The sequence below is a fragment of the Mesorhizobium sp. WSM3879 genome, from assembly GCF_002294915.1.
Classification (GTDB): domain Bacteria; phylum Pseudomonadota; class Alphaproteobacteria; order Rhizobiales; family Rhizobiaceae; genus Mesorhizobium.
Window position 1 is genome coordinate 258461 of record NZ_NSFZ01000002.1, and the last position, 26043, is coordinate 284503.

A 26043-nucleotide genomic window follows, 5' to 3' on the forward strand; every position below is an offset into this window, starting at 1 on the left:
ACGGGTCCACCGATCCGTTGTGGCCGGGTGGCCTGCCCGAAGTCAGGCCACCCGGTCGAGAAAGTGAACGGGGAACAGGCCGATCAGAATTTCGCCATCCAGCCCTTTTGAGCGTTGGCTGCGGCTTGTTCCGGAGACTGCTCGCCGGCAAGCATCTTCTGGGCTTCCACGTCGAACTGGGTCATCAGGTCTTCCGCCACCGGCAGACCCGTGAACTCGTTGGCGAGATAACCGGTCTTGAAGATTTCGAAAGCCTTTGCGAATGCCTTGTCGGACGTCACGAAATCGGGCTTGGCGTTGACGTTGCCCGGGAAGGCGTTTGCAAGCGACACGAGCTTGGCGTTCACCTTTTCACTCATCAGATATTGGACGAGCTTCCAAGCCTCCTCCTGGTGCTTCGAGCCGGCAGAGATACCGATGCCCCAGGAGGCATAGGGAAGGCCGCGCTTGCCGTTGTAGTTCTCCACGACCGGGACCGGGATGAGGTCGAAGTTCAGCTTGGGATTGCGTTTGCGGATGAGGTTCACATGCGCGAGCGAGTCGATCATCATCCCGACCCGGTCGTTGACGAATTCCTCGACCTTCTCCTGTTCCGTCTTGGTGGCGATGCCGGGCGAGATGGTGCCGGCGTCGTTGAGCGATTTCACGAAGCTGAGCATATCCACCACCGGTTTGCCCTCGAGGTCGGGCTTGCCATTCGCCATCATCGACTGGCCCGAAGCCCAAACCCACGACATCATGTCGTTCTGAACGCCGGACGGTGTTTGCAGCGACAGGGGCAGCACCCAGCCATACTGGTTCTTGTCGGCATGGGTCATCTTCTTGGCGGCTTCGAGAAACTCCGCGCGGGTCGACGGCAGCTTGGTCACGCCTGCCTGGGCGGCGAGGTCCAGATTGACGAACACCGGATAGACGAACGAAGCGACCGGGAACATCACGGCCTTGCCGTCCACCTTGATGATGTCCGCGACCTGGGCTTTGTCGAACTTGCTCGCATCCATCATCGGGTTCATGTCGGAAAGCGCACCTTGCGCATTCAGATTGTTCACCCAGGCGCCGTCGAGACCGACGACGTCGCTGAGCGTGCCGGTCGCCGCACCGACCGAGATCTGGTCCCGCGTGGTCGCGTAGGGGCCGCTGACCAGCGTCACCTTGATCCCGGGGTTCGCGGCCTCGAAATCATCCATGATCTTGCGCAAGGAGCCTGCGGGCAGCTCTGGCTCCCACCACTGCGTGAATTCCAGCGTCGTGTCCGCCATGGCGCCGGTTGCGCCGAGCAGCCACGCGGCCGCGGCCATTTTCAGCATCGCGGGTCGTATCCGAAACGTCATTTTCTCCTCCTTCTTAAGATCGACCGCACAATGCGGACGATCGTCTGCTTCATTCAGAAGTCTTCTTACGAGTACTTTCGCAGGCGCATCGCTCCTGCCTGCGGGCTCTGCGACAAATCTTCAGATCGCCAGATGCGTTTCGGGATCGAAGAAATGGAGCTTGGCGTCGTCTACGGCCAAGCGGATCTCCGAGCCGGGCAGGACTGTGCTGACCGGTTCGAATTTCGCCACCGCGTTCGAGGTCATGCCGAAATCCTGCACCGCGTCCGGATCGCCGGAGTCCACCCGCACCGCGTCGATGCTGAGATGAACGATGTGTTCGGACCCGAGTTCTTCGATCGAGGTCACCTTTGCCGGGATCGTCTGATACTTGCGGCCGGATTCGAGACTGCTGTCATAGAGATCCTCCGGTCGGATCCCGAACACGACCTTGCGCCCCGCATACGACCTCAAGGACGGCCTGCGCACGAAGGCTGCGTCCTGCAGCCGGATGGCGAAGGTGCCGGACATCAGTTCGTCGCCCGTCAGAGTCGCCTCGAACAGGCTCATCGAGGGAGAACCGATGAAGCCGGCAACGAAGGCGTTCACCGGCGATTCATAGAGTCTCTTGGGAGTGTCGACCTGCTGCAGCACGCCGCCCTTCAACACCGCGACCCTGTCCCCCATCGTCATCGCTTCTGTTTGGTCGTGGGTCACGTATATGGTCGTGACGCCGAGTTGCTTTTGCAGGCTGGTGATTTCGGCGCGCATTTGAACACGGAGCTTCGCGTCCAGATTGGAAAGGGGTTCGTCCATGAGGAAGGCGGCCGGCTCACGCACCATGGCACGGCCCATGGCAACCCGTTGACGCTGTCCGCCTGAAAGGTTCGCGGGTTTGCTGTCGAGCAGAGATGTCAGCTGAAGGGTTTTGGCAATCTCGTCCACCCGCTTCTTGCGCTCGGCCTTCGGCTTGCCTGCCAGCCGCATCGAAAAGGCGATGTTTTCGAACACCGTCATATGCGGGTAGAGCGCGTAGCTCTGGAAGACCATCGCGATGTCGCGGTCCTTGGGCGGCATGTCGACGACGTCGACTCCGCCGATCCGAAGGCTGCCGCTTGTCACGTCCTCCAGCCCCGCGATCATTCGCAACGCGGTGGATTTGCCGCAGCCGGACGGCCCGACGAGAATCAAGAACTCGCCATCCTCGACCGACAGGTTCAATTGGTCGATTGCGTGAAAGTTGTTCCCGTAGGTCTTGCAGATATTCTCAAGAATGACTTCTGCCATCTTCCTCCCTCCACAAGTAAAAGCCGTTCGTTCTTATGATTATTATTGGCCTATGGTCGCCTGCGAAATCTTCCTCAGACAGTTTCAGCTATGTTCCGGTATCGAGCTCCGCGGATTTCAGTTCGACTGCCGACGGGGCATTCGTCGATGCCAGGAGTTCCGTGACCTGGCCCTCAGTCGGCAGCGCCTCGCGCCCGCCACGCCCCGTTATCGACAGGGCCGCGGCCGCCGCTGCGAATGCGACCCGGCCTGCGGTGTCGGCTCCGCGCGTCAATGCATGGGCATAGGCACCGTGAAAGCAGTCACCGGCGCCGGTCGAGTCGACGACGGCAACCCGGTGCGGAGGCAGGTGCCAGAGCCCTGTCTCGTCGCGTCCGCGATAATAGACGCCCCTGCCGCCATCGGTCAGAACCACGGCGGACCGCGACGGCAACCACAATGCGTCGAGCATCTCGGCGGGCGATCGGCCGCCCGTGGCAGCCCGCGCGAACCCGAGGGGAAGAATAAGATGGTCGCAGAGCCCGATCAGCCTCTCGGTGGCTGGGCCGCTGCTCCATTCGATATCGCCGAGGATTGCAAGGCCGAGATCGCGAGCCCGAGCCACGACATCCATCGACCGGATCGCGTAACTATCGACGATCAGGACGGCCGCGCGGCTGAGGACCTCGTCCGGAAAGTCTGGCGCGGTGCCCAGCATCGCTTCGTCGTCATACGCGATGAACCTCTCCCCATCCGAGCCGACGGTGATCCGCGAGCGCACCGGGCGTGCGTGCGGGTGGCGCGGCGCGAATGCGGTTTCAACTCCGCTCGCAACGAGATCGCACAGCACGGCGTCGTCAGCGGCACTGGCCAGCCATCCGACGAACCCGGCGGTTCCGCCGAGCCGCGCGACGGCGGCAAGGGCCGTCGCGACATTTCCGCCGAAAGTTCGGGCAGTTTGCAGAACCTTCCCCTTGCCCGCCGACAACGGCTGATCGACATAGTCGATGTCGTCGATCGCAATAGCGCCGAAGCCGAGGATTGAAGGGACGGTGGGCATCGTTCAGGCACCCGCCTTCGCCAGGGCGTCTTCTGCCGAAAGGCCGTCATGGATGACGCTCCGAAAGGCAAGTGCCGCCTTCTCCGGATCGCCGTGCCCCCAGAGATTGCGACCGACCACGGCACCGCGCGCGCCGGCACGTATGGCGTCCGCCGTCTGCTGAAGGGCGCCGAGCAGCGTCTCGGTCTTCGGACCACCCGCGATCACAACCGGCACCGGGCAGGTCCGGACGGTCTCTCGGAACGACTCGAAATCGCCCGTGTAGCCTATCTTGATCACGTCGACGCCGGACTCGTAGCCGATGCGCGCCGCATAGGCGATCTCGTCGGGGGTGAAGACGATTTTTGCTCCGTCGGTGAAATCGCGCGGGTAGATATGCGCCACCACCGGCATGCCGTAGCGTGCCGCCGCATTCACCGAGTCGGTCAGCCAGCGTATGTACTTACCCTCGGTCGCGCCGCGCACCGGAATGGCCACGGCCAACGCATCGGCCCCGGCGCGCACCGCATCCTCCGGCGTTGCAATCAGCTCGCTGATGCGATCGTCTGGGGTGAAGCAGCCCGCCTGGATCACCAGAGACGCTTTGCCCGCATATTGCGGCCACAGATGGCGCGCGGTGCCGGGCTGGATGCTGACGTAGTCGGGTTTGCCCATCATGACGCGCGCGAGCGCACCGGGCAGATCGGCAAGCCCGCCTTTGCGCACGTCGCCATAGCCGACAAAGTGGTCGACCGCGCCGCCAAAAAGCTTCCCGGACGGATGCGAGAAGAGGCGCGCAAGGCGCACCTTGGTTCCTAGGCTCATGAGTGCAAAATTCCTCAATCGTTTTGAGCTGGCGGCCTCCGATGTCGAGCCAGCATTTTCACATGCTCTATAAAAATTTTACGCGCGTCAAGATTTAAAATGCGCTATAGCGAGTCACGAACATGGTCCGCCGCCGTTGCAACGGGTTGTCTGCGGCGGTGCCGCATGGGAGGTCGGAAGGAAAATGCAAGCAAAATCAGGAGCGAAGCTCGGTATCGGCGTTATCGGTTGCGGCAACATATCGATGACCTATTTGCGCAACGCAGCACTTTTCGCCGGCGTGGAACTGCGCGCCTGCGCCGATATTTCCGCCGACATGGCCGCGCTACGGGCCAGGGAATACGGTATCCGCGCGCTGCCGGTCGACGCGCTGCTGGCCGATCCCGAGGTCGATCTCGTCCTCAACCTCACCGTTCCGTCGGCGCATTTCGACATCACCCATTCGGCGCTTTCCGCGGGCAAGCACGTCTTCACGGAAAAGCCTCTGGCGACCTCGGCCGGCGAGGGCCGCCGGCTGGTCGCGGAGGCGGCGAAGCGCGATCTGCTGCTGGGCTCGGCTCCAGACACCTTCCTCGGCGCAGCCGGGCGGCGTGCCCGACGCCTAATGGACGAGGGCGAGATCGGCCGCGCCGTGACCGGCACCGCCTTCATGATGGGGCGCGGCATGGAGCATTGGCATCCCAATCCGCAATTCTACTATCAGCCGGGCGGCGGTCCGGTGTTCGACATGGGGCCATACTACCTGACGATGCTGGTCAACCTGCTCGGCCCGGTCGCCCGCGTCATGGCGATGACGACGCGCGGTCAGGACGAGCGCCTGATCACCGCCGAAGGCCCTTACAAAAACACCAGCTTCAGGGTCGGCACGCCGACCAACATCCTGTCGCTGCTCGAATTCCACTGCGGCGCCACCGTCACCTTCGGCGCCTCTTGGGACGTCTTCAAGCATTCCAACCATCCGATCGAGCTGCACGGGACGGAAGGCTCGCTCAGGCTACCCGATCCCGACACGTTTGGCGGCACGGTCTCGCTATCGGCGCACGGCGCCGACTGGAAGGATTTCGAGAGCGAAGGCGAGCTCTACGGCGCGCGCAACTGGCCCTATGCTGCACCGGACCGCGCCAACTATCGCATGCTCGGCGTCGCCGACCTGGCGCGGTCGCTGTCGGAAGGGCGCAGACCCCGCGCGTCCGGCGAACTGGCGCTGCACGTGCTCGAGATCATGGAAGCGATCCTCGCCTCCGGCGAGAGCCGGAACTCCGTCGCCGTCGTCGGCTCGGTCGACCAGCCGCCGCTGCTCGGCGAAGACGAGGCGGCGAGCCTGCTTGCCTGAGGCGCCGTGATCGCCCAGCGGGAGTTCGGTATCCCTAGGCCGACTGGCGCATCACCAGCGTCGCGTCGAGACTGACCTTCGGCGCGACGGGCGCGCCGTCCTCGTCGAGCAGGGTAAGCAGCGTCTCGACGCTGCTTCCGGCCATCGCCGCGAAATCCTGCGACATGGTGGTGAGCGCCGGGCAGGTGTAGCGGCTGAGCGGATGATCGTCATGCGCAGCCACCCGCAGGTCGCAATCCGCCTTGCGGCCCACCTTCAGCCCTTTCGAGAAGGCGGCCGCCATCACGCCGAAGGCGAGACGATCGTTGGCGCACAATATGGTCTTGCCCGGCAGGCCGCCATTGCCGAGCAGCTTTTCCGTCTGTTCGTAGCCGATCCGTTCGAATTCCCATGTGTAGTCGTCGGTATTGCCGAAGACGAGCGGCTCCTGCCCGAGCCGCTTCATGGCATCGACATAACTCTCCACCCGCTCGCGCGAATTATGATTGACGTGCGGAATATCGAAATAGACCGGGGCATCGCCCGAGCGGCAGAGATAGTCGACGATGGTCGACATGCTCTGCACATTGTTGTTGCCGACGAAAGGCGTGCCGCCTTCGAGATAGGTGTCGAAATAGACAATCGGGATCGCCTGCGTCAGCTTCTCGATCGCTCGCTGGTCCGAGCGCCGGCCGAGCGGTGCTATCAGCGCGCCGGAGACCCTCAACGACAGGATCGTCCGCGTCGCCTCGGCTTCCAGTTCGCTCGATCCATGCGAGGAAATGACGATCGGCCAATAGCCTTCGTCGCGCAGCCTGAGTTCGATGCGGCTGACCATCTCGGAATAGAACGGGTCGGTCACCGTCGGCACGACGATGCCGATGCTGCGGGTGCGCTTGCGGTTGAGGTTTCGCGCGAACAGATTGGGCTGATAGTCGGACGAGCGCAGCGCATCCTCGATGCGTTTTCGCGTCGCCGGCTTGACGCTGGTCGGATCGTCGAAGAATTTCGACAAGGTCGGCCTGGAGACGCCGCAGGAACGGGCGAACTCCTCCATCGTCTTGTGAGTCATCGGCATCCAAACCCTCGCGGCATGGAACCTCGCTCCCATGGGCTGCTCCGGCGCTCATACGGCGCATCGGCGTGCGCCTGCAAGTTGAAACTTTACAGGAACCTCCGCAAGTTTCAACGCGTCCGGAGAAATTATTTCATGCGTAAATTTATTAATTGACGTGAAAAAGAGGGGGCCGTATTCCAAGCCCTAAAGCCATGCATGGCGAATGCTGGGAGGACGTGATGAAGAAGCTGGTCTCAGCCGGCGAGATCCTCGTCGAGATCATGGCGGAATCAATCGGCCAGAGCTTCCTCGAGCCCGGTCCGCTCGCCGGCCCCTTTCCGTCCGGCGCCCCGGCGATCTTCATCGGCCAAGCGGCGGCGCTCGGCCAGCCTGCGGGTCTCATCGGCGCCGTCGGCGGGGACGATTTCGGCCAGTTGAACATCGACCGGCTCAGCGCGCTCGGCGCCGACGTTTCGGCAATCGCCGTCCGTGAAGGCCATGCAACCGGCACCGCCTTCGTCGCCTACCGGACCGATGCATCCAGGCATTTTGTTTTCAATATCCGGAACAGCGCCGCCGGCCTTTTGGAAATGGACGATGCCGCGAAGCGGCTCTTGGCCGGAGCCGATCATGTCCATGTCATGGGCTCTTCGCTTTTTTCCGATCGCGCCACCGACGTCGCACTCGCCGCGATCGCGGCCGTGAAGGCCAAGAGCGGCACGGTGTCCTTCGATCCGAACATCCGTCGCGAGATCATGCAGGCGTCCGGCACGCGTCAGGCGCTCGATCATGTGCTCGCGCAGACAGATGTCTTCCTGCCGAGCGGCAACGAACTGTTCCTTTTCTCGTCCGCCAGCGACGAACAGGCCGCGGTCCACGAATTGCTGGGGCAAGGCATCTCCTGCATCGTGCTGAAGAAAGGCGCCGATGGCGCCACTTATCACGACCGCAAGGGCACGCTCGCCATGCCCGGCTTTGTGGTCGAGGAAGTCGATCCGACCGGCGCCGGCGATTGCTTCGGCGCCGCCTTCGTTTCCTTCTGGCTGCGCGGTGCCTCGCCCGCCGATGCACTGCGCATCGCCAATGCCTGCGGCGCGCTCGCCGTTACCCGCAAGGGGCCGATGGAAGGCATTCACCGGCTCGCCGACGTCGAGGCCTTCATCGCAAAAGCGACCGCACGCGCATGACCGGCGCCACGACAAGATTCGCTGGCATCGCCGCTCGCCGCGCGGCAGGCGCGAAGGGCGGCATCGCCTCGATCTGTTCGGCGCACCCGCTGGTGATCGAAGCGACGCTCCGCCACGGCGCGAGGAATGGCGCCGATGTGCTGATCGAGGCGACCTGCAACCAGGTCAATCACGAGGGCGGCTATACCGGCATGACCCCGGCCGCCTTTCGAGCCTTCGTCGAGACGCAAGCAGGCAGGACCGGCTTTCCGTTCGACCGGCTGATCCTCGGCGGCGATCACCTCGGCCCGAATCCGTGGAAGCATCTGCCCGCGGCGGAAGCGATGAACAAGGCGGCGGCGATGATCGACGCCTATGCCTCCGCCGGCTTCACCAAGCTGCATCTCGACACCAGCATGGCTTGTGCCGACGATTCCGTGGCACTCGCCGACGAGACGATTGCCGCGCGCGCGGCGGAGCTTGCGGCGGTTGCCGAGGCGGCGGTCGCCCGCTCGGGCGGTGAAAAACCCGTCTACATCATCGGCACCGAAGTGCCGGTTCCGGGCGGCGCGCTGGAAGCGCTCGACCATATGCATGTGACCGAGCCGGCCGATGCGCTCCGCACGGTCGAGCTCCATCGCCAGGCCTTCTCCCGTCTCGGCCTCGATGCCGCTTTTGCCCGGGCCGTCGGTGTCGTCGTTCAGCCCGGCGTCGAATTCGGCAATGCCGACATCATCGCCTATGCGCCCGAGAGGGCGACGAAGCTGGTCGCTGCCCTGGAAAGCCAGCCGCAATTCGTCTTCGAGGCGCATTCGACCGACTATCAGCCCGCGGAAGCTTTGGCCGCGCTCGTGCGCGACGGCTTCGACATCCTCAAGGTCGGCCCCTGGCTCACCTTCGCGTTGCGCGAGGCGCTCTATGGCCTGAGCCACATCGCCGACGCGCTCGCGCCCGATCCCTCGCGCGAAAGCCTGACGGCCGCGATGGAACGCATCATGCTGGCCTCGCCCGGCATTTGGCAGAAATATTATCCGGGAACGCCTGATGAGCAGCGCCTGCAGCGGCATTTCTCCTTCAGCGACCGCATCCGCTACTACTGGCCATTGCCCGACGCACAGCATGCGACCGAAGCGCTGCTGGCGGCACTCGGCAAGCGTGAAATTCCACGCCCCCTGATTAGCCAGTATCTCGGCCATCTCGATGCCGAGGTCGGCGCCGGTCGGATCACGCCGACCGCGCATGAGCTTCTGATTGCCAGCGTCACGCGCGTCCTCGATATCTATCGCAGCGCCACGACCCCCTAAGCCGGTGGATTAGTAGACAGGCGTCGCCATATGTTTGGGTGCCGGCCATTCGGCCGTGATCTCTGGCTGGACCGGCCGTTCGAGATAGGTTGAAAGCACCACATAGCTGCGCGTCGAGACCACGCCCGGCGTCTCGTAGATACGCGACAGCAGGCCTTCCAGCGCCCTTGTATCCTCGGTGCGTACCTTGAGCAGCATGCAGGTGTCGCCGGCGACCGAATGGATCTCTTCCACTTCCGGGCATTCCGAGATCGCCATCAATTCCGGCGTCTTGCCCCAGCCCCTGGTATCGATGTGCACGAAGGCGAGCAGCGGCTTCTTCACCGCCTTCGGATCGATGATCGCCGAGGTGGCGCGGATGGCGCCGCTGCGCCTGAGCCGCTTCACCCGCTCATGCGCCGCCGGTGGCGACAGGCCGACGCGATCGCCGAGCTCGGCATAACTGATGGTCGCATCATCGACCAGAACGCCTAATATTTTTCGGTCGATCGGGTCGACCTCACGGGTTGGCTGCTTGTTCCGCTGAACGTCATCTGTTTCTGAGTCCATTTGGAAATTCTCCATTGATGCTGAATTCAATTCGGCCATTATGGAGATATGTCGAACAGTGATCAATCAGCGATTCTGGCTGCGGCGTCCCGTGCACCGATCCCGGCCGCAGCCTACCTGCTCACCGGCTGCATCGCCGTCATCGGCTCCAACTCACTGGTTCTCGGGCCGATAGCGCCCGCCGTCGCGGCATCCTTCGCGGCAAGCGTGCCGGCGGTGATGACGGCCGCCGCTGCCTTCGGCCTCGGCACCTCGGCCAGCGCGCTTTTTCTTGCCCGCTATATCGACCGGATCGGCGCCCGCCGCATGCTGCAGGGCGCATTGCTGTTGCTTGCGCTGGCGCTGGTGGGCAGCGCGCTCGCGCCGACGGTGGCGGCGCTGGTCGCGGCCCAGCTCGTTGCCGGCATCGCTGCTGGCGTCGCCATGCCGGCGATCTACGCCAGCTCCGCAGCGATCGCGCCGCCCGGCCGTGAGAGCGGAACGATCGGCGTCGTGCTGACCGGCTGGACGCTGTCCATGGTCGCCGGAGTGTCGCTGTCGGCGGTGCTTGCCGATCTGATCCATTGGCGGGCCGTCTTCGCCGCTGTCGCGCTTCTCGCCGGAGCCGCCGTCGCCGGCCTGTCGGTCAGCTCGCTGCGCGACACCAGGAAAAGCGGTCCGGCACCGTCGCCGCTCGGCGCGCTGGCTGTGCCCGGAATCCTGCCGCTGCTGATCGCCTGCGGCGCCTTCATGACCGCCTTCTATGGCGTCTACGGCTATCTCGGCGATCATCTCCATGAAGGTCTCGGCGAGCCGGTCAGCGCCAACGGGCTGGCGGCGATCGCTTACGGGCTCGGCTTCGGCGCGGCGGCGCTGCTTGACGGCGTCATCGACCGTCTCGGCGCCCGCCGTGTCATGCCCTTCGCCTATCTGCTGGTCGCCGCCGTCTATGTGGCGATCGCCTCGGCCAGCGGCACCTTCGGCCTGCTGATGGCGACGATCGCCGTCTGGGGCCTTGCCAACCATTTCGGGCTGAACGTTCTGGTGATGCGGCTCACCGCGCTCGACGCCGCGCGGCGCGGCACGATTATGGGCCTGAACAGCGCAGTCACCTATTTCGCCGTAACCGTCGGCACCGCCGGTTTCGGCCCGCTCTACACCGCCCTCGGCTTCGCCAACTGCGCCCTGGTCGCCGCCTTGCTGATGCTGGTGGCGGCATCGGCCGCAGCGTGGCGCTCTGCCCGGCAATAGGCTTGCGTGTCGCTTCGCTCCTTGGCTAAGGCTGGCTTCCGAACCGCACCGGAGCCACCATGAAGATGACGCTCGAGATCACCGCCGAGCCCTTGCCGCAGGATCTCGCCCGTGTCGGCGAGGGCTTGACCGCCTTCAACGACAGCGATGTCGGTGCCTCGGGCCGGAAGACGCTCGCCGTCTTCGTTCGCGACGACGCCGGCGCGATCGTCGCCGGCGTTTCCGGTTACACCGCCTGGGGCTGGCTCTATGTGCAATGGCTCTGGGTCGACGAACCCTGGCGTGGCCGGCACATCGCCGCGAGCATGCTGGACGCAGCCGAACGGGAAGCGCTGGCGCGCGGCTGCCAGGCCGCGTGGATCGACACTTTCAATCCAACCGCGGCCAAGGTCTATCAGCGCCAGGGCTACCAGCCGTTCGGCACGCTCGCCGATTTTCCGGTCGGCCGCAGCCGCATCTTCCTGCAGAAGAAGTTGTCTTAACCCGCGAGCTTTCCACCGCGCATCGGCTGCGGCACCCCGGTGGTGCTCGGAAAGCTGATCGGCAGGCCGCGCAGCACGCGCACCGCGAGGAACGCGAAGCATTCCGCTTCGACCGCGTCGCCCTTCCAGCCGAGCGTCTCGGCTTGCACCACTTCGACGCCGGCGCGCTGGCCGAGCATCGCCATCATGGTCGGGTTGCGGCGGCCGCCGCCGCTGACCGCCAGTCGTCTTGGCCGGCGCGGCAACAGATCGAGCGCCTTGCCGACCGCCGAGACGGTGAAAGCCGTCAGCGTCGCCGCGCCGTCCTCCGCGCCGAGCCCGTCGGCCATGGCCGCGGTGAAGTCGAAGCGGTCAAGCGATTTTGGGTAAGGCTTCGTCAGATACGGATGCTGCAGCAGCCCCTCTAGCCTTGCCTCGTCGACCGTACCCGCGGCAGCCAGTCTGCCGTCGCGATCCATCTCGCCGAGGCCCTTCGCCTTGATGAAATCATTGACCGGCGCATTGGCCGGCCCGGTGTCGAAGGCGACGATGTTGTCTTTGCCGTCCCACCAGGTGATGTTGCCGACGCCGCCCAGATTGAGCACCGCGGTGTCGCCGCTGGCGTCGGCCTCTTTGAGCAGCGCCGCATGATACGCGGCAGCGAGCGGCGCGCCTTGTCCGCCGGCCGCCACATCGGCCGTGCGGAAGTCATAGGCGACTTTGGTGCCAAGCAGGGCGGCCATCAGCTCGCCGTCGCCGAGCTGGCGCGTGCGGCCGATTCGTCCCGGCTGCGGGGCGCGATGCAGCACCGTCTGGCCGTGGAAGCCGACGACGCCGATATCGGCCATCGTCATGCCCTGGCTTTCGACCAAATCTCTGACCGCCGCCGACTGCGCGCGCGTCAGCGCCTCCTCCGCCTCGCGAAAAATCGCCGGCTCCGGCCCCTCGAAATTCCAGACGCGTGCCTGGCGCAGCGTTTCTTCGAGCAGGGCGCGGATCGATTGCGGGTAGGGGGCCAATGTGTATGTACCGGCGTCGGCGATGCGCTCGCCGTCGGTTTTAATCAGCGCCACATCGATATTGCCGTCAAGCACCGTACCGGTCATCAGGCCGACGGCCCAGATTGGTTCCATGGTCGTTCCTCGAATCGCCGCTGAACCACGTGTCGGACGGATCGACGCGACAGGCAAGTCTTTCGGCTGCGCCGGGACTTCTCACCGCGCACCGCCTTTGCGTCGAACTGCCAAAACGGAGCAACCTGGTCCTTGCCTCTTGCCGCCGAAGGAGCGAGCTTGTGCGATTATCGACCTCAACTGAACAACGCGTAATCGCAGGAGGAACGACATGGCCGCCAATGTCGCAGTGATCGCAGGCGCTGGAGCTGGCCTCAGCGCTTCGCTGGCGCGGCTCCTCGGCAAGCAAGGTTTTCGCGTCGTGCTGGCCGCCCGCAATGTCGACAAGCTCTCCGCGCTGGTTCAGGAGACGGGTGCGCAGGCGGTGGAGACGGACGTGTCGGATGCCGCCTCCGTCGCGCGGCTGTTCGAGGCGGCCGACAAGGCCGGCTCACTCGAAATTGCCGTCTTCAACGCCAGCGGCCGCACGCGCGGCCCGATCGCCGAGCTCGATCCGGAGGCGGTCAAGCAGGCCCTGCTCGTCGGCGCCTATGGCGGCTTCCTCGTCGGCCAGCAGGCGGCGCGCCGGCTTGTTGCGCGCGGCTCCGGCTCGATCCTGTTCACCGGCGCCACTGCGAGTCTCAAGGGGTTCTCCGGCTCCGCCGGCTTCGCCATGCCGAAATTCGGGCTGCGCGGGCTGGCGCAGTCGATGGCGCGCGAGCTAGGTCCGAAGAACATCCATGTCGCGCATTTCATCATCGACGGCCAGATCGAGCCGCCCGGGCAGGCGGCCGAGCCAGACCGGCCGGATCGCCGCCTCTCGCCGGACGCGATCGCCGAGACCTATCTCGCAGTCCACCGCCAGCATCGCAGCGCCTGGAGCTTCGAGGTCGAGATGAGGCCCTGGGTCGAGACGTTCTGACGATCCATTCCACGAACCGTGCAATAACGCGCCGCGATGCGAGACCGGCGTCATGGTTGCGGCGGTGGTGGTGCTGATCGTGCTGGTCTGCGGCATCCAGTGGTGTGACCGGCTGGTCGCGTGGCTGGATCATCGCGGATAGGCGAAACGCGAGAAGCGGAAGTCGAATGAACGCAATTTGCCGCGAAAACCCGGGAATTGAGCGGCGGCTTGCTCCATTTGCAACGAGATTGGTTGGCGCGTTTCTTCACCTGCAATGACGCGCATGTCATCGTGCGGCGGGGTTGCTCGAGCAATTCCAGGAAAAGTGCGCATCGGTTTTCCGTCCGGACTTGCGAAAAACAGAGAGTTGCCGCCAAGAGGAAGCTGTCCATGGCCAGAATAATCCCGGTGCTCGATCTCGACCGACTGGAGCAGGGCGAGTCGGAACTGCGGACCTTCTTGTTTGATCTGCGCACCGCCGCTCGCGATGTCGGCTTCTTCTATCTCAGCGGCCACCGCATAACGCAGCCGGACATCGACGCGGTGCTCGATGCCGCGCGGCGCTTCTTTGCCTTGTCGGAGGCCGACAAGCTCGCCATCGAGATGGTGAAGTCGCCGCAATTTCGCGGCTACACGCGTGCCGGCGGCGAGCTGACCAGGGGCAAGGCCGACTGGCGCGAGCAGCTCGACATCGGCGTCGAGCGCGCGACCATTTCGCAAGGGCCGAGCGTGCCGGCCTGGACCCGGCTGCAAGGTCCGAACCAGTGGCCGGCTGCGTTGCCCGAACTGAAGCCGGCGCTGCTTGCCTGGCAGACCAAGGCGACGGAGGTAGCCATACGGCTGCTCAAGGCCTTCGCGCTGTCACTCGATCAGCCGGAGGACGCCTTCGACCCGATCTATCGCGGCGAGCCCAACCACCGCATGAAGATCGTGCGCTATCCAGGCCGCGACGCCACCGGTGACGACCAGGGCGTCGGCGCGCATAAGGATGGCGGTTTCCTCACCCTTCTGCTGCAGGACGAGAACAAGGGGCTGCAGGTCGAATATGATGGCAACTGGGTGAATGTGGATCCGATTCCGCAAACGCTCGTGGTCAACATCGGCGAGCTGCTCGAACTCGCCTCGAACGGGTATCTGAGAGCAACCGTGCACCGCGTCGTCACACCGCCGCCAGGCGTCGAGCGGATTTCGGTGCCGTTCTTCTTCAGCGCCCGGCTCGACGCGACCATCCCGCTGCTCGACCTTCCGCAGGAACTGGCGGCTGAGGCGCGCGGGCCGGCCAGCGATCCCGACAATCCGCTCTTCCGCAATGTCGGAACCAATGTGCTGAAGAGCCGTCTGAGGTCGCATCCCGACGTGGCCCGGCAGCACTATGCCGATCTTCTGGAAAAGGCAGCGGCGGCCGGCTGAGCTTTGCCGCTGCCCGCGCGATATTTTTTCGCCTTTCGGCCAGTTTTTGGAATTCAGTTCGTGGAAAACATACCGCAACCGCCCCAAATAGAGGCCATCGCTCGGTGTTTTCCTCCCATTGCGCCGGGCGATGTTCCCCTCTGAAGGTTATGACCTTCATTTCTTGGCCGGGCCGCTTTCGCGCCCGGCCTTTTTCTTTGGGGCAGCGCAGCCGCGCAGCTTGCAAATTCGCGGAGCGAGGATTGCCGGTCAGGCGAAAGCGATGCGGATCGCACCAAGGGGCCCGAAATCCGAGACGATCCGATCGCCATGCCGGCATTCGACCGGCCGGATGAAGGAGCCCGACAGCACCACCTGTCCGGCCTCGATTTGCATGCCGTATTGGTGAAGCCGGTTGGCGAGCCACACAATGCCCTTGGCCGGATGATCGAGCACGCCGGCGCCGAGCCCCGTCTCCTCCACCTCGCCGTTGCGACACGATGGCGCCGATCCAGCGCAGGTCTGCCTCGCGCGGGCTGGCGTGGCCGCGCTCCTCCAGCGCGCGCAGATAGATCGCGTCGCTGGTCTCGTCGCTCACCTGCAGGCCGAGCGTGTCGACATAGAACGCGCGCGATAACCCCTTGAAGATCGCCTCGCCGGTCCGCTTCTTCTCCTCCGCGCTGCGGCCCCTGCCGATGCGGAAGTTCATGTCGATGAAGCCGTTCTCGGGGGCCAGTCCGCGATCGCATAGGCATCTGCACGGAAGGCGCCCACCCGCGCGGCGCCGGGCTCGAACAGGCCGCGTCTCGAGGATGATGCGTGAAACGAGCGCGCAAAGCTCGCCCATCTCGACCTTCGCGTCGAGATTCGACGAATATTCGATCGCCATGTGGGGCAAGGGCTTGGCGACCGAATGTCAAGTGCTTGGTCTCCATGTCGACGGGGTCGTCGGGGATGGGATTGCCGCTCTCGGAGAAATCGCGGATATAGCTGCGATCCGAGCGTTAATTTCTGTTGCGAGTCGTACTGGACTGGAACTTTTCGGAGAGTTGACTCTGCTGCCGCCCAGCACCCGCCGTTCCCTGCCCATGGCTCTGCTTCGCGCTCGTGAAGTGATCATGGCGCATTTTCGTCCGATGCTTGCTCGCCACGACATCACCGAGCAGCAATGGCGCGTGCTGCGCGTGCTTGCCGAGACCGGTCCGCTGGAAGCGACCGAGCTCGCCAACCGCGCCTCGATCCTGCCGCCCAGCCTCACCCGCATCATCAAAGCACTGGACGAGCGCGAATTCATCACCCGCAACAAGGTCAAGGATGACGGCCGCCGCGCACTGCTCGCCATCAGCCCGGCCGGCGTGGCGCTGATCGAGGAGCTGGCGCCCGAGCGCACCGCCATCTACGACGCCATCGAGAAGCGTTACGGCGCCGAGCAGCACGAACGCCTGCTGGACATGCTGGAAAGCCTGATCGAGTCGGAGTCAGCGCCAGACTGACCCGACTAGCCACCGAAACTCCCCAGCGCGCTGGGCTGCATGTAGTTGCGCCCGACATAGGGTCTTGCTTCTGCCGTGTGGACCTCGAAGCTCTCGACCGCGCATCGCATGGTGCACGCCATCAATGCCGGCGTTGTCCACGTCAACACCTATGGCGGCGCCGACATCACGGTACCGCTCGGCGGCTTCAAGCAGTCCCGCTTCGGCAAAGACAAGTCGCTGCACGCGATCGACAAGTACACCGACCTCAGGACGGCGTGGATAGCGCTCGGATAACGCTCCCCTCGAGGGGAGGGTGGCTGGACCTTGTGGAGATGCTCGCCCAAGCCGGGATGGCCGGAGTCGGCACCTGGTTGCGCCAAGGCATACCCGATGCGACTGTGCTGGGTCGCCGTTATCGACGCTTTACGTGAGGCCAATCTGATGCTCCTGGCTGTCCATCATGTCGCAATCATCTGCAGTGACTATGAGACCTCCAAGCAGTTCTACACGAACAAGCTAGGTTTCGTCGTTCTGGCCGAAAACTGGCGCCCCGAAAGGCAGTCTTGGAAGTGCGATTTGCGTTACGGCCCCATCCAGATCGAGCTGTTCAGTTTCCCAGATCCGCCAAGCCGGCCCAGCAGGCCCGAGGCTTGCGGATTAAGACATATTGCATTCGCGGTCGCCTCGGTCGAGGCAACAGCCGACCTGCTTCGGTCGCGAGACATCGAGGTGGAGCCCCTCCGAACAGATCCCTACACGGGACGATTGTTTACCTTCATCGCCGATCCCGATGGACTCCCGATCGAATTTTACCAGGACGGTGTTTGACGGTGAGGAACTAGACCGCGAAATCCGCCGGTTGCGGAACGCGAAGCAACCGGTTGAGTAGGCAGATGATGACATCAGGCTTGGAGAGGCTGGGGCACGACGCCACCTGCCATCGGGACGGCGTCGGCAGCACCTAACCATCTTCGCCGCAACGGAGGAGATGAGTTATGCCTCGCCGGTCAGCCGCGCCGAGATGAGCCGCGCCGCCCTGATCGCCGCCTCGCCCGGGGGCCGCCACCGCATCGTCTACGCGCGAGACAGGGGGAGGCGATCGACAGCGTGCCGATCGGCTGGCCGTCAGCGCCGAGGATCGCCGCGCCTATGCTGTGCACGCCGTCCTGGTGGGTTCCCGCGCCTGACGATGAACAGGGCAACGCAACGTTAGACAAGGCACCAACTTTTCAGCGGCTGGAGCTACACCAGCGCGCCGCAAACAGGTATCTATCGTCGCGACATCATGCTTCGGGGGTCATGAGGGAGCGGCTTGCAGCTGGATTTGAAAACAATCGAGGCGCTCGCGCCCGACCAGTCCTCGCTCGGCGCCGCCGCCAAGCTGACCAAGCGGTCGAACTGGCCCCGCCTCGAGACAAACGAACAGCTGGGCCTCATCTGGGGCGAATGCCAGGGCTCGGGAGCGAATCCCTACCGCGTCGCATTCGATACCCGCGACCACGGCTACAAATGCACCTGTCCATCGCGAAAATTTCCGTGCAAGCACATACTGGCGCTGATGTGGATTGGCGCCACCGCGGCCGCCAGCTTCGATCGGGTCGACCAGACGCCGGAATGGGTCAATGACTGGCTCGGGCGGCGCCGCAAGCCGGGCCAGCCGCCGACGCCGGCGCCGGCAAGCGCGGAAGGCAAAAGCATCGACGAGGCGTTGCGGCCCGAGCAAAGCGCTCCCGTAGAAGACGCTGCGGCCGCCGAGCGCCGCGAGGCGGCGCAGCGCAAGCGCGCCGAGGACACGCGAAGTGCTGTGTCCGCAGCGCTCGACGAATTGGATCAGTGGGTTGCCGACCAGCTTCGGCTCGGCCTTGCCGGTTTTGTCGACGCCAGCAGCGAGCGCTGCCGCCGCATCGCGGCGCGGCTTGTAGACCTCAAGGCGACCGCTTTGGCCGGGCGCATCGACGAGCTGCCCGCGAAACTGATGGCGCTGCGCAGCGAAGAGCGGCCGGACGCCGCTATCCGCGAGCTGGGTAAGCTGGTGCTGCTCGCCAAGGCCTGGCGTGCCGCGCCCGACGATGCCGAGCTGAAGCGCCTGGTCTCGACATCCGAAACACGTGACCAGATGCTTGCCAATCCGGATGCCCTCCAGGTCGAGAGCGACTGGGAGGTGCTGGGTGAGAAGATCGAGACCCGTCGCGACGGCCTGGTCAGCCACGCGACCTGGCTGCTCGATCTGAAAAGCCCAATCCCACGATTTGCCGTCCTCCTGGACTTCTTCCCGGCCTCGGCCGGGCGCCGCTCCGGCGCCTTCGCGCCGGGGGATCGCTTCAAAGCGAGGCTGGTGTTCTATCCATCCCGAATTCCGCTTCGCGCACTGGTCGCAGAACGCCTGGGCGATGCGTCGTCCGGCAATTGGCCCGATTTTGCTCCGAACGCTGCCGGCGATCCGCTGGCCGCCTATGCAGCTTTCCAGGACGGCGCGCCGTGGCTGTCCGACTGTCCGATCCTCCTGCCGGCGGGCGCGATCGCGCTGGACGAGAAGGATGGCGCCTGGTGGCAGGCGGCGAACGATTCGCATGGCATCGCCCTGCCTGTCGCCGGCTCCGTCAACCAGACCTTGCTTGGCCTCGATCTGACAGTCACGGCAGCGCTGTGGAACGGCGCCAGGCTCGAGCTTCTGGCCTCACAAAGCAGCGTCGGGAGGCTCAATCTCTCATGAACGAGCTCGAGCAGGCAGGGCTGGCGAGGCTTCGCGACAACTGGATTTCGGGCGGCGCCGCTTTCGAATTGGCGCCCGCCGAATGGAAGGAGTTCGCGGCTGCCTCCAGCTCGGACGAGCAGGAACGTCGGCTCTTGGCGATCGCCGCGCAGGCGCTGGATGTCGCGCTTCGGCCGGCGGCGCCCAAAACCTTGAAACGCCGTCCGCCGCTGCCGATGCTGGCCCTGCCGATGCTTCCTGATTGGCTGCGACCGTTGCTGCGTGCCGTATTGAAATACGCCGCTGATGCGAGGCTCAAGACCCGCGTGGCCACACTCGTCGCCAGCCGAGGCTTCGTGCTGCATCCGATGGATTGGATGCCTGCTGCGTCGGATCAGGAAAGCCCAGATATCTATGCTCCCTGGGTCGACTGGCAAGCAGGCGCGGATGGCGACAGGCAGTCTCGACGAGGACAACTCACCGCTGAAACCTGGGATGATTTTTATCCTGCCGCGCGCCGTACAGCTTTGGTCGAATTACGGCGTACCATGCCTGTCTTGGCGCGGACGTTGATTGAGACCAAGGGAGCGAGCGAGCCGGCGGAGGTCAGGCTTGCGCTCGTGGAGCTGATGCGCTTCGGCTTGAGTGCCGATGATATTCCATTTCTAAAGAGCCTGTCCGCCGATCGCTCAGGCAAGGTGCGCGAAACGGCCGGCCGGCTCCTGGCAAGGTTGGGTGAACGTAGCGATCCAGCGGATGGCGCGTCGAAAGATCCGATAGCCGAGCTCGCCGCTTTCATTGAGGAAGGCAAATCCGGCTTCATCCGCCGCCGCACCACCTACACGCCGATAAGACCCAAGTCGCCTGCGCAACAGTCGCGTCGCGCCGACCTGTTCGCATCCTGTTACTTCGGCGATCTCATCGCCCAATTCGGCAAGACTGAGCCCGATTTCATTGGCGCATGGCAGTTCGGCGTCGATGAGGGTGCCGATCTCTTTCTCGTTCGAATGATCGCGGTGTCCGGCAGCGATGCGGCGGTCGCCTGTTTGGCGGATTTGCTTGTCGCCGCCGGCGGCAGGCTGGCGCTTCTCGTCCTCCAGCTCATGTCGCGCTTGGACAACGGCAGGAAGCGTGTCCTGATCAGGCAGATCCTGGATGATGGGCAAAATCTGGCCGCGCTCAACCTGGTCGAAGGCGCGGAAGCAGGCTGGCTGGAATGGAGCGACCTCGCAAGGAGCAAGACGATTCCAGCGCTGCGTTCCGCCGTCTCGGGTGACAACGACGTCATGAAAGCCGAGCAGTATCTCGAGACCCTAGGCTTTCTGGCCAATCCGGAGGCGGCGGAAAAATTGATCGACGAGGTGATCGCCGCCGGCCTGTCGCCCGCTTCCCCATCCCTCGGCCTGCTGCGGCTCAATGCGGCGCTGGCCGGAAACCCTTCGCAATCCGACAGATGATCAACCCGGAGAAGATCGCATGAACGCAGCCATCCGCCTTCCGGCCGAGCAGGTCTATGCCTCCGAACTGCAGGCGCTCGCGCGCGACGACGACCGCCAGAAGCCTGCCGGCTGGAGCCTGTCGCCCAAGGCTGTCCTCACTTACCTGATGGGCGGCAAGGCGGGCGACGGCACGCTTATCACCCCGAAATATGTCGGACGTCGGCAATTGATGGAAACCGCGGTGGCGACGCTCGCGACCGACCGGGCGCTGCTCCTGCTCGGCGTGCCGGGAACGGCAAAATCCTGGGTCTCGGAACATCTCGCCGGCGCCATCATGGGAAACTCGACGCTGATCGTGCAATGCACGGCCGGCACCGACGAGAATCAGATCCGCTACGGCTGGAACTATGCGCAGCTCTTGGCGAAGGGGCCGAGCCAGGAGGCGCTGGTGCCGACGCCGCTCTACCGCGCCATGCAGGAAGGCAAGCTCTGCCGCTTGGAAGAGCTGACGCGCATGGGCTCCGACGTGCAGGACACGCTGATCACCGTGCTGTCCGAAAAGATGATGCCGGTGCCGGAGCTGAACACCTCGATCTACGCGCAGCGCGGCTTCAACATCATCGCCACCGCGAACAATCGCGACAAGGGCGTCAACGAACTCTCCTCGGCGCTGAAGCGCCGTTTCAATGTCGTGGTGCTGCCGCTGCCGGAGGACATGGCGGAAGAGGTCTCGATCGTGTCTCGGCGCGTCGGCGAGATGGCCGGCGGACTGGACCTGCCAGTGCCGAAAAATGTCGGCGAGGAGATCGCGCGCGTGCTGACCATCTTCCGCGAGCTGCGCTCCGGCGCGACCTCGGACGGCAAGGTGACGCTGAAGACGCCGTCGGGCTCGCTCTCCACCGCCGAGGCGATCGCCACGATGATCAGCGGCCTCAGCCAGGCGGCCTGGTTCGACGGCGGCAAGCTCCACGCCGAAGGCCTGGCGCCAAGCCTGGTCGGCGCCATCGTCAAGGATCCGGTCCAGGACAAGGTCGTGCTGGAGGAATATCTGGAGACGGTGCTGAAGAAGCGGCCGGACTACGCCGGTTATTACGCGGCGCTCAACGCGGCCATCTGAGCCATGACGCAAGGCGGCATCAGCTATTTCGGCATTCGCCATCATGGGCCGGGCTCCGCCGCGAGCCTGCTTAGAGCGTTGCAGGAATTGCAGCCGGCCGCCGTGCTGATCGAGGGGCCGGTGGATGCCTCGCCCTTGCTGCCCCTGCTTGCCAGCCCGGACATGAAGCCGCCGGTGGCACTGCTTTGCTACCCCGAGGACGATCCCGCCGCGACGCGCTTCTGGCCCTTCGCCGAATTCTCTCCCGAATATCAGGCGGCGCTGTGGGCTGTCGCCAACAAGGCGGCGCTGCGTTTCATCGACTTGCCGTCCGCCGCGCGGCTTGCCGAGCACGGGCCCGAGGGTTCGACCGACGCCGATGCGGACGAACCGGAGGCCACCGAAGAGCAGAGCGAAGCAAGCTCACGGATCCTTGATCCGATCGGCACTTTGGCGCGCGCCGCCGGCTATGAGGACGGCGAAAGCTGGTGGTCCGATATCATTGAGCAGAATCCCGCACCCGGGCCGATCTTTGCTGCCATCGCCGACGCGATGACGACGCTGCGCGACGGCGAGACGTCCATTGGCAAGTTCGAGGCCATGCGCGAGGCGCATATGCGGCTGGAGATCGCCGCTGCGCGCAAAGAAATCGACGGGCCGCTGGCCGTGGTTTGCGGCGCATGGCATGTGCCCGTCCTGCAAGCTGCGCATCCGCAAAAGAGCGACCAGGCACTGCTCAAAGGCATCGGCCGGCGCAAGACCACCATGACCTTCGCGCCATGGACCGGACCGCGGCTGGCGCTGGGTTATGGCTATGGCGCCGGTGTCGTCGCGCCGGGCTGGAGCAAACACCTGTGGCAGACGCGCGGGCAGGATGACGCTTCGGTGCTGTGGCTCGCGCGGATCGCTTCGGTTCTCAGGACGAAGGGTCATATGATTTCGACCGCCTCGCTGATCGAGGCGGAGCGTCTGGCGCGGGCGCTTGCCGCCATACGCGAGCGCCCGAAACCGGGTTTCGAGGAACTGCGTGAGGCCTCGATCGCGGCGCTCTTCAACGGCGAGGCCCTGCTGTGGAAGATGGTCGAGGCCGAGCTTCTGCTCGGCGCCGATGTCGGTGAGATTCCAGCCGACACGCCGCTCGCGCCGCTGATCGATGACTTGCAGCGCAACCAAAAGGCCGCGCGGCTCAAGCCTGAAGCACTGGAGCGCGAGCTCTCCATCGACCTGCGCAGCGAGAGCGGTCTCTTTCGGTCGACGCTTCTGCACCGGCTGAACGTGCTCGGCGTGAACTGGGGCAGGCTGACGGATGTCGGCCGCAGCCGCGGCACGTTTCGCGAGCGCTGGCTGCTGGCCTGGCAGCCGGAATACGCCGTGCGCCTGGTCGAAAACCTGATTTACGGACCGACCATCGAGAAGGCCGCCAACGGCCGGCTTGTCCAGATGATCGGCGCCGCTTCGACGCTCGATGCTCTGGCTACGCTGGTGCAAAGCGCGATCATCGCCGCCTTGAGCGAGGCGTCCGCGGCCGGCCTCGTCGCGCTCGAGGAGAAGGCGGCGCATAGCAGCGAATGCCTGGAGCTCCTTGCGTCGGTGCCGCCACTTGCCGACATCATCCGCTATGGCGAAGCGCGCAAGACCGAGACGCAGCGCCTTGCCGGCCTCTTGGAGCGGTTGGTCATCGAAGGCGCGATCGCGCTGCCTTACGCCGCGCGCGATCTCGACGCGCAGGCCGCCGCAGCGCTGATGGCGGCGCTGCGCAAGGCCGACGAGGCGATCAGGCTGGTCGAGGCGGACGAGCATGTCCTGGATGCCTGGCGGAACGGCCTTGCGGCCGTTCTCGATTCATCGCGCTCGACGGCGCTCGTTGCTGGCTGCGCCGCACATCTGCTCTACGAGGCCGGGCACCTCTCCGCCGAGGCAACGGCCGGGCTTTTGGCAAAGCGGCTGTCGCCCGGAACGCCGGTCATCGACGCCGCCGCCTTTTTCGAAGGCTTCTTCAGCGGCGCCGGCCAGAGGCTGATCTATGACGAAGGGCTGCGCGGCGCTGTCGATTCCTGGCTGGCATCGCTCGACGAGGACGCCTTCGTTGCGCACCTGCCTTTGCTGCGCCGCGTATTTTCCAATCTCGACAGCATGGAGCGCCGCCGCCTGATCGAGGCCGTGCTCGGCCGCAGGGCGAGCCTGCCCGCCGGACTGACGCCGGCACCCGATGGCGGCGAGGCCTGGCGACGGCATTTTGGTCTCCTCGGCAAGCTGCTTACGGGGGAGCCCAACCATGGATGATGAAACGGTCGGACCCGATCTTCACCCGATCGAAGGGACGCGGGAGCGCCGTTGGCGCCTGGCGATCGGCGCCGACGATGAGTCCTCGGCGCTGTCGCAGGAGGACCGGCGGCTTTCGGCAGCCCTCGATGCGCTCTACGGCGACGGCAGCGGCGACGCCGGCGATCCGCGCAAGCGGCGCGGCGGGCTTGGCCGTTCGGCGCCGCGCGTCGCGCAATGGATGGGCGATATCCGCTCCTTCTTCCCCGAGCAGGTGGTCCAGGTCGTGCAGAAGGACGCCTTCGAGCGCCTGAACCTGAAGCAGATGCTGATGGAGCCGGAATTCCTCAAGGCGATCGAGGCCGACGTCAATCTCGTTGCCGATCTGGTCTCGTTGCGCTCGGCGATGCCGGAAAAGACCAAGGATATTGCCCGCTCGATCATTTCCGACATCGTCGCCAAGCTGATGCAGCGTCTCGAGCAGAAGACCGCCGAGGCGATCCGCGGCGCGCTCGACCGTTCAAGGCGCACCAACCGGCCGCGGCAGCGCGACATCGACTGGCCGCGCACGATCGCGGCGAACCTTCGCCACTATCAGCCAGACCACAAGACCGTGGTGCCGGAAAAGCTCGTCGGCTTCATGCGCCGCCAGCGTCGGCTGGTCGACCTCGACGAAGTGACGCTCTGCGTCGATCAGTCCGGCTCGATGGCAAGTTCGGTCATCTACGCCTCGATCTTCGCGGCCGTGATGGCCTCCTTGCCGGTCGTGCGCACCAAGCTGGTCTGCTTTGACACCGCGATCGTCGATCTGACCGAAGAGCTCAGCGATCCGGTCGAGGTGCTGTTCGGCGTCCAGCTTGGCGGCGGAACCGACATCAACCAGGCGGTCGCTTATTGCGCCGAGCGCATCGAGCGGCCGACCAAGGCGCATTTTGTTCTCATCACCGACCTCTACGAAGGCGGCAACGGTCAGGAACTGCTTCGTCGGCTGGCTGCGTTGGTGCGGTCGGGCGTCAATGTCGTTGTGCTGCTGGCGCTCACCGACCAGGGCCGTCCCGGCTACGACTCCTCCATGGCCGGCTCGGTCGCGGCGTTGGGCGTCCCGGTCTTCGCATGCACGCCGGAGCACTTTCCCGACATGATGGCGGCGGCGCTGCGCCGGGAGGACATCGGCGCCTGGGCGGCGGGAGCGGACATCAAGCTTATTCGCCCGGACTCGGAAACGCCAAGCGCGGCCGAATAGGTTCGCCACCCTTCTGACGCTGATCAGGGCGCTTTCTCGCTGATCAATTCAAACCGCTCGATCTCGCAGTGTTGGCCGACCAGCGCCAGCACCTCAATTGACGGCTCGACTGCATCTGGCTGCCGCCATTTGACTTGGAAGGAAAACACGAAACGGTCGCGGTCGGCATCGTGCTCCATGCCAACGAAGCGGGCATCGTATCCGAGCGGCCGTACGATCTCCTGGAGGTCGGGCGGGGCTGTCTTCGGCCATGCGACCGCAAGGATCGCCTTGTGGTCGCGCGGGATCTTGAGGTCGACCCACTTCAGGGCCTGCAGCGTCACCAGGGTCAATGCTGTAGCAATCGCGCCGAGGCCGAACTGGCCGCCGCCGAAGGCCAGCCCGATCATCGTCATGATCCACATGGTGGCGGCGGTGGTCACTCCGGTGACGAGATCGCCGCGCCTGAGGATGGCGCCGCCGCCGATGAAGCCGACGCCGGTGAGCACGCCGAGCGCAAAGCGCAGCACATCCATGCGCACGAATGAGTCCGGTCCCTTGCCGGCAACGTCGAGCAGCATGTTGGCCTGGACCATGGCGACGCACGCCGCGAGGCCGACCAGAATGGTCGTCCGCAGGCCGGCGGAATGGCCGCGTGCCTCGCGGTTCAAGCCGATGAGGAAGCCCGCGACCAGTGTCAGCAACAGCCTCGCAACGAGATCCGGCCAGGTTGGATGAAGCGGCATGTCGCAGCAGAGCGGCTCGAGCATTTCCCGTCGGCGACGCCGGTCGGCGCACCCTCCATTGCGTCAGGACAGTTCAACTAAGCTCGGCCATGGATGGTTCCTTGGCCAATGCCGATGACGTGAGGTTCCGCGGAATTGATGCTGTGGGGAGGGCGGGCGTGCTCCCGCGACCGGCTGGAACCCGGTC

23 protein-coding genes and 4 pseudogenes are annotated in these 26043 nt (G+C 64.9%); 16 read left to right on the forward strand and 11 right to left on the reverse strand.

Translation table 11 applies throughout. The features are described from left to right. Positions 1 to 83: 83 nt before the first annotated feature. The 4 genes from CK218_RS04650 to CK218_RS04665 form a co-directional block, all read right to left on the reverse strand. Complete coding sequence (locus CK218_RS04650; protein ID WP_095827013.1) at positions 84 to 1331, reverse strand: sugar ABC transporter substrate-binding protein; 1248 nt, start codon at positions 1329 to 1331, stop codon at positions 84 to 86. 120 nt (positions 1332 to 1451) lie between these two features. Further along, entirely contained in the window at positions 1452 to 2597 is a 1146-nt protein-coding gene (locus CK218_RS04655; RefSeq protein ID WP_095827014.1) for an ABC transporter ATP-binding protein, read from the reverse strand. An 88-nt stretch (positions 2598 to 2685) separates the two neighbouring features. Next, positions 2686 to 3636 (reverse strand): PfkB family carbohydrate kinase, encoded by a 951-nt coding sequence (locus tag CK218_RS04660; RefSeq protein ID WP_095827015.1) that lies wholly within the window; start codon positions 3634 to 3636, stop codon positions 2686 to 2688. Positions 3637 to 3639: 3 nt separating this feature from the next. Further along, a complete protein-coding gene (locus CK218_RS04665) occupies positions 3640 to 4440 on the reverse strand; it encodes a class I fructose-bisphosphate aldolase (RefSeq protein ID WP_095800983.1) in 801 nt (266 codons plus the stop codon). Between the two features lie 184 nt (positions 4441 to 4624). Between CK218_RS04665 and CK218_RS04670 the strand changes: the two genes are divergently transcribed. Next, positions 4625 to 5773: a Gfo/Idh/MocA family oxidoreductase gene (locus tag CK218_RS04670; RefSeq protein ID WP_095827016.1), complete on the forward strand. Its 1149-nt coding sequence runs from the start codon at positions 4625 to 4627 to the stop codon at positions 5771 to 5773. A 34-nt stretch (positions 5774 to 5807) separates the two neighbouring features. Here CK218_RS04670 and CK218_RS04675 read toward each other — a convergent pair whose 3' ends face one another. Further along, the gene (locus tag CK218_RS04675; RefSeq protein ID WP_095827017.1) at positions 5808 to 6830 is read right to left on the reverse strand and encodes a LacI family DNA-binding transcriptional regulator; all 1023 of its coding nucleotides are present in this window, start codon (positions 6828 to 6830) and stop codon (positions 5808 to 5810) included. A gap of 218 nt (positions 6831 to 7048) precedes the next feature. On the opposite strand from CK218_RS04675, the gene CK218_RS04680 reads away from it, so the two are divergent. Further along, entirely contained in the window at positions 7049 to 7996 is a 948-nt protein-coding gene (locus CK218_RS04680; RefSeq protein ID WP_095827215.1) for a sugar kinase, read from the forward strand. After that, complete coding sequence (locus CK218_RS04685) at positions 7993 to 9279, forward strand: D-tagatose-bisphosphate aldolase, class II, non-catalytic subunit (RefSeq protein WP_095827018.1); 1287 nt, start codon at positions 7993 to 7995, stop codon at positions 9277 to 9279. Before CK218_RS04680 ends, CK218_RS04685 begins: the two co-directional genes overlap by 4 nt. Before the next feature lie 9 nt (positions 9280 to 9288). Here CK218_RS04685 and CK218_RS04690 read toward each other — a convergent pair whose 3' ends face one another. Further along, complete coding sequence (locus CK218_RS04690; RefSeq protein WP_095776664.1) at positions 9289 to 9828, reverse strand: Lrp/AsnC family transcriptional regulator; 540 nt, start codon at positions 9826 to 9828, stop codon at positions 9289 to 9291. 48 nt (positions 9829 to 9876) lie between these two features. Between CK218_RS04690 and CK218_RS04695 the strand changes: the two genes are divergently transcribed. Further along, positions 9877 to 11058 carry an MFS transporter gene (locus CK218_RS04695; protein ID WP_095776280.1) on the forward strand — a complete coding sequence of 394 codons (1182 nt, stop codon included), beginning with the start codon at positions 9877 to 9879 and terminating at the stop codon, positions 11056 to 11058. A gap of 59 nt (positions 11059 to 11117) precedes the next feature. Next, positions 11118 to 11540: a GNAT family N-acetyltransferase gene (locus CK218_RS04700; RefSeq protein WP_095827019.1), complete on the forward strand. Its 423-nt coding sequence runs from the start codon at positions 11118 to 11120 to the stop codon at positions 11538 to 11540. Here the strand turns inward: CK218_RS04700 and CK218_RS04705 are convergent. Beyond that, positions 11537 to 12652 (reverse strand): anhydro-N-acetylmuramic acid kinase, encoded by a 1116-nt coding sequence (locus CK218_RS04705; protein ID WP_095827020.1) that lies wholly within the window; start codon positions 12650 to 12652, stop codon positions 11537 to 11539. The genes CK218_RS04700 and CK218_RS04705 overlap by 4 nt on opposite strands. A gap of 211 nt (positions 12653 to 12863) precedes the next feature. Between CK218_RS04705 and CK218_RS04710 the strand changes: the two genes are divergently transcribed. After that, the gene (locus tag CK218_RS04710) at positions 12864 to 13553 is read left to right on the forward strand and encodes an SDR family NAD(P)-dependent oxidoreductase (RefSeq protein ID WP_095781808.1); all 690 of its coding nucleotides are present in this window, start codon (positions 12864 to 12866) and stop codon (positions 13551 to 13553) included. Positions 13554 to 13587: 34 nt separating this feature from the next. Then, positions 13588 to 13695: pseudogene (locus CK218_RS04715) on the forward strand (ABC transporter permease); the annotation flags it as partial. On the opposite strand, the gene CK218_RS29945 reads toward CK218_RS04715, so the two are convergent. Beyond that, entirely contained in the window at positions 13683 to 13868 is a 186-nt protein-coding gene (locus tag CK218_RS29945; RefSeq protein ID WP_141245810.1) for a hypothetical protein, read from the reverse strand. The pseudogene CK218_RS04715 and the gene CK218_RS29945 overlap by 13 nt on opposite strands. Positions 13869 to 13925: 57 nt before the next feature. On the opposite strand from CK218_RS29945, the gene CK218_RS04720 reads away from it, so the two are divergent. Then, positions 13926 to 14945, forward strand: a complete 1020-nt coding sequence (locus CK218_RS04720) for an isopenicillin N synthase family oxygenase (protein ID WP_095827021.1) — start codon at positions 13926 to 13928, stop codon at positions 14943 to 14945. 249 nt (positions 14946 to 15194) lie between these two features. Here the strand turns inward: CK218_RS04720 and CK218_RS04725 are convergent. Then, a pseudogene (locus tag CK218_RS04725) lies at positions 15195 to 15453 on the reverse strand (2-oxo-hepta-3-ene-1,7-dioic acid hydratase); the annotation flags it as partial. A 114-nt stretch (positions 15454 to 15567) separates the two neighbouring features. After that, positions 15568 to 15822: pseudogene (locus CK218_RS04730) on the reverse strand (5-carboxymethyl-2-hydroxymuconate isomerase); the annotation flags it as partial. A gap of 190 nt (positions 15823 to 16012) precedes the next feature. Here CK218_RS04730 and hpaR point away from each other — a divergent pair. The 8 genes and pseudogenes from hpaR (at position 16013) to CK218_RS04770 (ending at position 25131) form a co-directional block, all read left to right on the forward strand. Beyond that, on the forward strand, positions 16013 to 16417 hold the full coding sequence (gene hpaR / locus CK218_RS04735) for a homoprotocatechuate degradation operon regulator HpaR (RefSeq protein ID WP_245299492.1): 405 nt from the start codon (positions 16013 to 16015) through the stop codon (positions 16415 to 16417). Between the two features lie 60 nt (positions 16418 to 16477). Next, a pseudogene (locus CK218_RS04740) lies at positions 16478 to 16693 on the forward strand (aldehyde dehydrogenase family protein); the annotation flags it as partial. Between the two features lie 147 nt (positions 16694 to 16840). Next, positions 16841 to 17227, forward strand: a complete 387-nt coding sequence (locus CK218_RS04745) for a VOC family protein (protein WP_066989396.1) — start codon at positions 16841 to 16843, stop codon at positions 17225 to 17227. A gap of 496 nt (positions 17228 to 17723) precedes the next feature. Continuing rightward, positions 17724 to 19112: an SWIM zinc finger family protein gene (locus CK218_RS04750; protein WP_245434891.1), complete on the forward strand. Its 1389-nt coding sequence runs from the start codon at positions 17724 to 17726 to the stop codon at positions 19110 to 19112. Then, positions 19109 to 20548 (forward strand): DUF5691 domain-containing protein, encoded by a 1440-nt coding sequence (locus CK218_RS04755; protein WP_095827023.1) that lies wholly within the window; start codon positions 19109 to 19111, stop codon positions 20546 to 20548. The genes CK218_RS04750 and CK218_RS04755 overlap by 4 nt, the downstream gene beginning before the upstream one ends. A 19-nt stretch (positions 20549 to 20567) precedes the next feature. Then, positions 20568 to 21647, forward strand: coding sequence for an AAA family ATPase (locus CK218_RS04760; protein WP_095776273.1), 1080 nt, complete (start codon positions 20568 to 20570; stop codon positions 21645 to 21647). Positions 21648 to 21650: 3 nt separating this feature from the next. Then, positions 21651 to 23909, forward strand: coding sequence for a DUF5682 family protein (locus CK218_RS04765; RefSeq protein ID WP_095827024.1), 2259 nt, complete (start codon positions 21651 to 21653; stop codon positions 23907 to 23909). Beyond that, positions 23902 to 25131, forward strand: coding sequence for a VWA domain-containing protein (locus tag CK218_RS04770; RefSeq protein ID WP_095827025.1), 1230 nt, complete (start codon positions 23902 to 23904; stop codon positions 25129 to 25131). Before CK218_RS04765 ends, CK218_RS04770 begins: the two co-directional genes overlap by 8 nt. 23 nt (positions 25132 to 25154) lie before the next feature. On the opposite strand, the gene CK218_RS04775 is transcribed toward CK218_RS04770, so the two are convergent. Continuing rightward, positions 25155 to 25880, reverse strand: coding sequence for an MgtC/SapB family protein (locus tag CK218_RS04775; RefSeq protein ID WP_095827026.1), 726 nt, complete (start codon positions 25878 to 25880; stop codon positions 25155 to 25157). Between the last annotated feature and the right edge of the window lie 163 nt (positions 25881 to 26043).